Origin of the sequence: Pseudomonas sp. TWR3-1-1, assembly GCF_049896545.1 — a bacterium.
Classification (GTDB): domain Bacteria; phylum Pseudomonadota; class Gammaproteobacteria; order Pseudomonadales; family Pseudomonadaceae; genus Aquipseudomonas; species Aquipseudomonas weihenstephanensis.
On the sequence record NZ_JAFCUO010000007.1, the window covers coordinates 272,942 to 281,558 of the forward strand.

Annotated in this window: 4 protein-coding genes; all 4 read left to right on the forward strand. The window is 58.9% G+C overall.

Annotated features, from left to right (window positions below; all coding sequences use genetic code 11):
- The first annotated feature begins 139 nt into the window (after positions 1-139).
- The 4 genes from aceE (at position 140) to msrA (ending at position 8,195) form a co-directional block, all read left to right on the forward strand.
- Positions 140-2,785, forward strand: coding sequence for a pyruvate dehydrogenase (acetyl-transferring), homodimeric type (aceE, locus tag ACP7A4_RS16835; RefSeq protein WP_426247820.1), 2,646 nt, complete (start codon positions 140-142; stop codon positions 2,783-2,785).
- A gap of 11 nt (positions 2,786-2,796) precedes the next feature.
- Positions 2,797-4,434 carry a dihydrolipoyllysine-residue acetyltransferase gene (aceF, locus tag ACP7A4_RS16840; RefSeq protein WP_426247821.1) on the forward strand — a complete coding sequence of 546 codons (1,638 nt, stop codon included), beginning with the start codon at positions 2,797-2,799 and terminating at the stop codon, positions 4,432-4,434.
- Positions 4,435-4,783: 349 nt separating this feature from the next.
- Complete coding sequence (locus ACP7A4_RS16845) at positions 4,784-7,477, forward strand: putative bifunctional diguanylate cyclase/phosphodiesterase (protein WP_059763622.1); 2,694 nt, start codon at positions 4,784-4,786, stop codon at positions 7,475-7,477.
- 67 nt (positions 7,478-7,544) lie between these two features.
- Positions 7,545-8,195, forward strand: a complete 651-nt coding sequence (msrA, locus tag ACP7A4_RS16850) for a peptide-methionine (S)-S-oxide reductase MsrA (RefSeq protein ID WP_426247822.1) — start codon at positions 7,545-7,547, stop codon at positions 8,193-8,195.
- Positions 8,196-8,617 lie beyond the last annotated feature (422 nt).

Here is an 8,617-nt window from a genome sequence, read left to right on the forward strand (position 1 = left end):
AATGGCCAACGATTTGTAGTAAAACTACACAACGCTGGAATCTACTTCCGGTCATCCAAGAATTTATGTCGTCTGCCCACAAGGCCAGTCGCAAACTCAGGCAACCGATTCTGGAAGCCTTTCCGCCCTGGAGCAAGCCATGCAAGACCTCGATCCCGTCGAAACCCAGGAATGGCTGGACGCCCTGGAATCGGTTCTCGACAAAGAAGGCGAAGACCGCGCTCACTACCTGATGACCCGTATGGGTGAGCTCGCAACCCGCACCGGTTCGCAACTGCCGTACGCCATCACCACGCCATACCGCAACACCATCCCTGTGACCCACGAAGCACGCATGCCTGGCGACCTGTTCATGGAACGCCGCATTCGCTCGTTGGTTCGCTGGAACGCCATGGCAATGGTAATGCGCACGAACTTGAAAGATTCTGACCTGGGCGGTCACATCTCCAGCTTCGCTTCCAGTGCAACCCTGTATGACATCGGCTTCAACTACTTCTTCCAGGCCCCGACCGAAGAACACGGCGGCGACCTGATCTACTTCCAGGGCCACACCTCCCCAGGCGTTTACGCCCGTGCGTTCATGGAAGGCCGCATCACCGAAGACCAGATGAACAACTTCCGCCAGGAAGTCGACGGTCAGGGCCTGTCGTCCTACCCGCACCCTTGGCTGATGCCTGATTTCTGGCAGTTCCCGACCGTGTCGATGGGTCTGGGCCCAATCCAGGCGATCTACCAGGCCCGCTTCATGAAGTACCTGGAAGCCCGTGGTTTCATCCCCGCCGGCAAGCAAAAAGTCTGGTGCTTCCTGGGCGACGGCGAATGTGACGAGCCTGAATCCCTGGGCGCGATCTCGCTGGCTGGCCGCGAAAACCTCGACAACCTGATCTTTGTCATCAACTGCAACTTGCAGCGCCTCGACGGCCCGGTTCGCGGTAACGGCAAAATCATCCAGGAACTCGAAGGCGTGTTCCGCGGTGCTCAGTGGAACGTGACCAAAGTCATTTGGGGCCGTTTCTGGGACCCGCTGCTGGCCAAAGACGTCGACGGCATCCTGCAACGCCGCATGGACGAAGTCATCGACGGCGAGTACCAGAACTACAAGGCCAAAGATGGCGCGTTCGTTCGCGAACACTTCTTCAATACGCCTGAACTCAAGGCGATTGTTGCTGATTTGTCGGACGACGAAATCTGGAAGCTCAACCGTGGCGGCCACGACCCGTACAAGGTCTACGCGGCGTACCACGAAGCGGTCAACCACAAAGACCAGCCAACCGTGATCCTGGCCAAAACCATCAAGGGTTATGGCACCGGCGCCGGCGAAGCGAAAAACACCGCGCACAACACCAAGAAAGTCGACGTCGACAGCCTGAAGTTGTTCCGCGACCGTTTCGACATCCCGGTCAAAGACGAAGAAATCGAAAACCTGCCGTTCTTCAAGCCAGAAGAAGGCAGCGCTGAAGCCCGCTACCTGAGCGAGCGCCGTAGCGCACTGGGTGGCTTCGTGCCACAGCGCCGCGCCAAGAGCCTGAGCATTCCGACCCCGCCACTGGATACCCTCAAGGCCATCCTTGACGGTTCAGGCGAGCGCGAAATCTCCACCACCATGGCTTTCGTGCGCATTTTGGCGCAACTGGTCAAGGACAAAGACATCGGCCAGCGCATCGTGCCGATCATCCCGGACGAAGCCCGTACCTTCGGTATGGAAGGCATGTTCCGTCAGTTGGGCATCTACTCCTCCACCGGCCAGCTCTACGAGCCAGTCGACAAAGACCAGGTGATGTTCTACCGCGAAGACAAAAAAGGTCAGATCCTCGAAGAAGGCATCAACGAAGCAGGCGCCATGAGCTCCTTCATCGCTGCCGGTACTTCGTACTCCAGCCACAACCAGCCGATGCTGCCGTTCTACATCTTCTACTCGATGTTCGGTTTCCAGCGCATTGGTGACCTGGCCTGGGCCGCTGGCGACAGCCGCACCCGTGGCTTCCTGATCGGCGGCACCGCCGGGCGTACCACGCTCAACGGTGAAGGCCTGCAACACGAAGACGGTCACAGCCACATCCTGGCCTCCACCATCCCTAACTGCCGCACCTTCGATCCAACCTACGGCTATGAGCTGGCGGTGATCATCCAGGACGGCATGAAGAAGATGACCGAAGAGCAACAGGACGTCTTCTACTACATCACCGTGATGAACGAGTCTTACCAGCAGCCAGCCATGCCGGCCGGTGTTGAGGAAGGCATCGTCAAGGGCATGTACCTGCTCGAAGAAGACACCAAAGAAGCGGCACACCACGTACAACTGATGGGCTCCGGCACCATCCTGCGTGAAGTGCGCGAAGCGGCAAAAATCCTGCGTGATGAATTCAACATCGGTGCCGACGTTTGGAGCGTTACCAGCTTCAACGAACTGCGTCGCGACGGCCTGGCCGTTGAGCGTGAAAACCGTCTGCATCCTGGCCAGAAGCCAAAGCTCAGCTACGTAGAAGAGTGCCTGAGCGGGCGTAAAGGTCCGGTCATTGCCTCCACCGACTACATGAAGCTGTTCGCCGAACAGATTCGTCAGTGGGTACCGGTCAAAGAATTCAAAGTGCTGGGCACTGACGGTTTCGGCCGCAGCGACAGCCGCAAAAAACTGCGTCACTTCTTTGAAGTAGACCGTCATTTCGTGGTGTTGGCAGCCCTTGAAGCACTGGCTGACCGTGGTGATATCGAACCTAAGGTAGTGGCAGAAGCCATCGTCAAGTTCGGTATCAACCCAGAAAAACGCAACCCACTGGACTGCTGAGGAGAATTTTTGTGAGCGAACTCATTCGAGTACCTGACATCGGCAGCGGTGACGGTGAAGTCATCGAACTGTTTGTAAAAGTCGGCGACCGTATCGAAGCCGACCAGAGCATTCTGACGCTGGAATCAGACAAGGCGAGCATGGAAATCCCTGCTCCCAAAGCGGGCATCGTCAAAAGCTTGAAAGTAAAGCTGGGCGACCGCCTGAAAGAAGGCGACGAACTGCTGGAACTGGAAGCCGAGGGCGCCGCTGCGGCGCCTGAAGCTGACGCTCCTGCGGCACCGGCAGCGGCTGAAAAGCCTGCGGCCGCGCCCGTAGCCGAGGCCCCTGCGGCCCCGGCCGCTGCACCTGCAAGCTCGACGGTTCAGGACATTCACGTCCCGGACATCGGCTCGTCGGGCAAAGCCAAAATCATCGAGATTCTGGTCAAGGCTGGCGACACCGTTGAGGCTGATCAGTCGTTGATCACCCTCGAATCCGACAAGGCCAGCATGGAAATTCCATCGCCAGCCGCCGGTGTGGTCGAAAGCATTTCGGTCAAGCTCGATGACGAAGTTGGCACTGGCGACTTCATCCTCAAGCTCAAAGTACAAGGTGCTGCGGCCCCGGCTGCACCTGCGCCAGCCGCTGCTGCTGAACAAGCTCCGGCCGCTCAAGCACCGGCTGCGGCCCCTGCGCCAGCCGCCAAAGCCGAGGCAGCCCCTGCCCCGGCAACCGCGCCTGTGCCAAAAGGCGCCAAAGTTCACGCTGGCCCTGCCGTGCGTCAACTGGCCCGCGAGTTCGGCGTCGAGCTGAACGCGGTCAGCCCAAGCGGCCCGCACGGTCGTGTGCTGAAAGAAGACGTGCAGGTTTACGTCAAAGCCATGATGCAAAAGGCCAAAGAAGCCCCGGCCGCCGGTGCAACCGGTGGAGCTGGCATTCCGCCGATTCCGGCTGTCGATTTCAGCCGTTTCGGTGAAGTCGAAGAAGTGGCCATGACCCGCCTGATGCAAATCGGCGCGTCGAGCCTGCATCGCAGCTGGCTGAACATCCCGCACGTGACGCAGTTCGATCAGGCTGACATCACTGAGCTGGAAGCTTTCCGCGTTGCACAAAAAGCGGTCGCAGAAAAAGCCGGTGTGAAACTGACCGTGTTGCCGCTGCTGCTCAAGTCCTGCGCGCACCTGCTCAAAGAAATGCCCGACTTCAACAGCTCGCTGGCGCCAAGCGGCAAAGCCATCATCCGCAAGAAGTACGTCAACATCGGCTTCGCCGTAGACACCCCGGATGGCCTGCTGGTCCCTGTGATCAAGAACGTTGATCAGAAGAGCCTGCTGCAACTGGCGGCGGAAGCGGCGGCACTGGCTGCCAAGGCCCGTGACAAGAAGCTCACCGCTGACGACATGCAAGGCGCCTGCTTCACCATTTCCAGCCTGGGCCACATTGGCGGCACCGGCTTCACGCCGATCGTCAACGCGCCGGAAGTGGCGATCCTTGGGGTTTCCAAGGCAACTATCCAGCCAGCCTGGGACGGCAAAGCCTTCCAGCCGAAACTGATGCTGCCGCTGTCGCTGTCCTACGATCACCGCGTGATCAATGGCGCTGCGGCTGCACGCTTCACCCAGCGTCTGAGCCAGTTGCTGGGCGACATCCGCACCATCCTGCTGTAAGCCAGACCCTGGCCTTCTTCACAGAAGGCCGGGGCCGCGCACTCTTTTTCGAGCGCCACGCTCGTACCTCAACCCCGCCCATGTGGCGGGGCTTTTTTTATCGCTGCGACCCTCCACCGAGTCGATCCCGGTGCACATGCTCGAATCCGTGATCCCCACTCCCGCACCGTCATAAAACTGAAACGTACGACGGTCGGTATGCAGGAAAGTCTCCGCCTGCCGATAACGCTATATAGCACTTAGCCTGCATGCTCACTTGTCAGCGCCGTGAGCATGATGCAACCTTGCCCAAACCGCAGGAACAGGCGCCAGCCCGTGCGTAAACAGCATTTGTGAAGCGAGTTTCCCAATGAAAAGCCAACCCGATGCTGCCCCGCGCGCGGCAGCCGAGGTCGTGACGCAGCTCCCCGTGCCTTCCAGGCTCGGTATGCTGCGTTTCGAGCGGCTTAATGAAGCCAGTTGGGCCTTGCTCTATCTGGACCCTAATTGCGAACGTCAGTTTGGCCTCGCTGCGGTAGACCTGTGTTCGCTGGTCGGCTCACCCTTTGCCAGCCTGATGGAGCCTGAAGCGCGCTATCGCCTGCACGATGCGATACAAACCCAGCTTGGGGCCAGCCCGCATTACGTGGTGCATTACACGCTGCATACCTCTCGGGGCGCCTTGAGCCTGATGGAGTTGGGCGAAGCGTACAAACAGCACAATCGGCATTTGCTGCGCGGTTACCTGCTCGTGCTTGAATCCACCCTCAACAGCACCCCGCCGGTGCCGCTCGCCGACCTCGAAACCCAGAATTCTCGCCTGCAAATCGCGCTGGAACTTAATCAGCGTGCCCAACAAGAGCAGTTGCAGCATTTGGAGCGGGTGCGGGCGCAGCAGGACTTGATCCTGCGTCTGGCGCGCCACCGTTATAGTCAAAACAACTCGCTGCAAGAAGCCGCCGAGCTGATTACCCACAGCGCCTGCGATATCTATCAGATCGACGCAGCCAGCCTGTGGAACCTTGAGGGCAACCGGCTGCTGCCTATTTCCGCCTACGAGCGTGAAAGCCAAGCGCACGTGGCCAACGAGGTTTTTGACGCCAGTGGCTTTCCTGATTATCTCGAAGCCCTGCACACCAGCCGCTCAATCGACGCGCACAACGCCACCCGCGACCCGCGCACCCGCGAATTGGCAGCCAGCCTCAGTCGCGGCGACGTGAGCGCGATGCTCGATGCGAGCATCCGCATTGATGGCCAGGTGGTCGGCGTACTGTGCCTGGAACAAATCGGCAGTACCCGCGTGTGGCAGTCCGATGAGATTGCTTTTGCCGGCGAGTTGGCGGACCAGTTTGCGCAGGTTATCAACAACCACAACCGCCGCGCTGCCACCAATGCCTTGCACCTGTTCCAGCGCGCGGTGGAGCAAAGCGCCAACGCCTTTTTGCTGGTCAACTGCGAGGGCCTGGTGGAGTACGTGAACCCCAGTTTTACCGCCATCACCCAGTACAGCACTGAAGAAGTGCAGGGCCACAAACTCTCAGAGTTGCCCGCGCTGGAGAACCTCAGCGAACTGCTGTTCGATGCCCAATCGAGCTTAAGCAAAAGCAACAGCTGGCAAGGCGAATTCAAGAGCCGGCGTAAAAATCTGGAACCGTACTGGGGCCAGTTGTCGATTTCCAAGGTCTACGGCGATAACCGCGAACTGACGCATTACATCGGCATTTACGAAGACATCACCGACGCCAAACTGGCGCAACAGCGCATCGAGCGACTGGCCTACACCGACAACCTGACCAATCTGGGCAACCGCCCGGCCTTCATCCGCAACCTTGATGAACGCTTCAATCGCAACAGCGAACAGCCCATCTGCCTGCTGCTGGTGGACATTGATAATTTCAAGCGCATCAACGACAGCCTCGGCCACCAGACGGGCGACAAACTGCTGATCAGCCTGGCACGCCGCCTGCGTAACAGCCTCAGCCCTGGCGGCAGCCTGGCGCGCTTTGCCAGCAACGAATTCGCCGTGCTGCTGGACGACACGGACCTGGAGACAGGCCAGCAAATTGCCAGCCAATTGCTGATGACCCTCGACAAGCCGATGTTCGTCGACAACCAGTTGATCAGCGTCACCGGCTCGGTTGGCGTGGCGAGCGCGCCGATTCACGGTCGTGACCCGCAGACCTTGATGCGTAACGCGGGGCTGGCGCTGCACAAAGCCAAAGCCAACGGCAAACATCAGGTGCAAGTGTTCACCGAAGCGCTGAACGCCGAAGCCAGCTACAAGCTGTTCGTCGAAAACAACCTGCGCCGCGCCCTGACCCAAAACGAACTTGATGTGTTCTACCAACCCAAACTCTGCCTGCGTTCGGGCCGGTTATTGGGGATGGAAGCGTTACTGCGCTGGAACCACCCGGAACGCGGCATGATCCGCCCCGATCAGTTCATCAGCGTCGCGGAAGAAACCGGGTTGATCATCCCTATCGGCAAATGGATTGCGCGCCAGGCATGCCGCATGAGCAAGCAATTGAGCGCCGAAGGCTTGGGCAATCTGCAAGTGGCGATCAACCTGTCGCCCAAACAGTTTTCTGACCCGGACCTGGTCGCCTCGATTGCCAGCATCCTCAAGGAAGAACAGCTACCGGCCTCTTTGCTGGAGCTGGAGCTGACCGAAGGCTTGCTGCTGGAAGCGACAGAAGACACCCATTTGCAGCTCGATCAGTTGAAAAAACTGGGCCTGACGCTGGCGATGGACGACTTTGGTACGGGCTACTCATCGCTCAGTTACCTGAAGAAATTCCCGATCGACATCATTAAAATCGACCGCAGCTTTATCAACGAAATCCCGGACAACCAGGACGACATGGAGATCACCTCTGCCGTGATCGCGATGGCGCACAACCTCAAGCTCAAAGTGGTGGCCGAAGGCATCGAAACCGCAGAGCAACTGGCCTTCCTGCGCCGTCATCGCTGCGACGTAGGCCAGGGATATCTGTTTGACCGACCGATCCCCGGTAGCGAACTGGTAGAAAAACTTAAACGCTACCCGCGCGGCCCTCTGGCCTGACATCGTTGCAACACTCGGGCACACTGGCGGTCTACATTTTTACAATCTGACTGAGAGGGCTTGAAACATGGTCTTGCGCTCGGAAATCCTGGTGAATAAAAACGTGCTACCTACTCCTGAACAAGCCCTGCCGGGGCGCGAAACACCCATGGTGTTGCCTGAATACCATTTTGTTCATAAAAACATCCCATTGCTGGGACCTTTTATTGGCAATGTCGGCTTTGCGATTTTTGGCCTGGGTTGCTTCTGGGGCGCAGAGCGCAAGTTCTGGCAGAAAGAGGGTGTTGTCAGTACGGTTGTGGGCTATGCCGGAGGCCATACGCCGAATCCGACCTACGAAGAAGTGTGCTCCGGCCTGACGGGTCACAGCGAAGTGGTGCTGGTGGTCTATGACCAGGACAAGGTCAGCTACCAAGAGCTGCTGAAGATGTTCTGGGAACTGCACGATCCGACACAAGGCATGGGCCAGGGCAACGACATCGGCACTCAATACCGCTCCGTGATCTACTGCACAACCCCTGAACAGCTCGACGAAGCATTGGCCAGTAAAAACGTATTCCAGGCCGAACTGACCAAAGCCGGCAAAGGCACTATCACCACCGAAATCCTTCAAGCGCCGACCGTCTATTTTGCCGAGGCTTACCACCAGCAATACCTGGCGAAAAACCCGAACGGCTACTGCGGCATTGGCGGCACAGGCGTGACCTGCCCGATTTGAGGCAAGCAAAACGTGTAGATACCGTCTTGACCCTCATCGCGCAAGCGCAATGCCGGGGTCAAACGCTCTGCCCGATCGCAGCCTCGTACCTCGACAGCGACTACAAAGGCCCGCGACTCCCGAGCACACACCTGTAGTCGCTGACGAGTCGTGCGAGGCTGCGTCCGGCGGCGCAGCCGTCGTAAACCATTCAACGCGCTGTTTCAGACACACCGCAGCGCCCGATCGCAGCCTCGTACCTCGACAGCGACTACAAAGGCCCGCGACTACCGAGCACACACCTGTAGTCGCTGACGAGTCGTGCGAGGCTGCGTCCGGCGGCGCAGCCGTCGTAAACCATTCAACGCGGTGCCTCAGACACACCGCAGCGCCCGATCGCAGCCTCGTACCTCGACAGCGACTACAAAGGCCCGCGACTACCG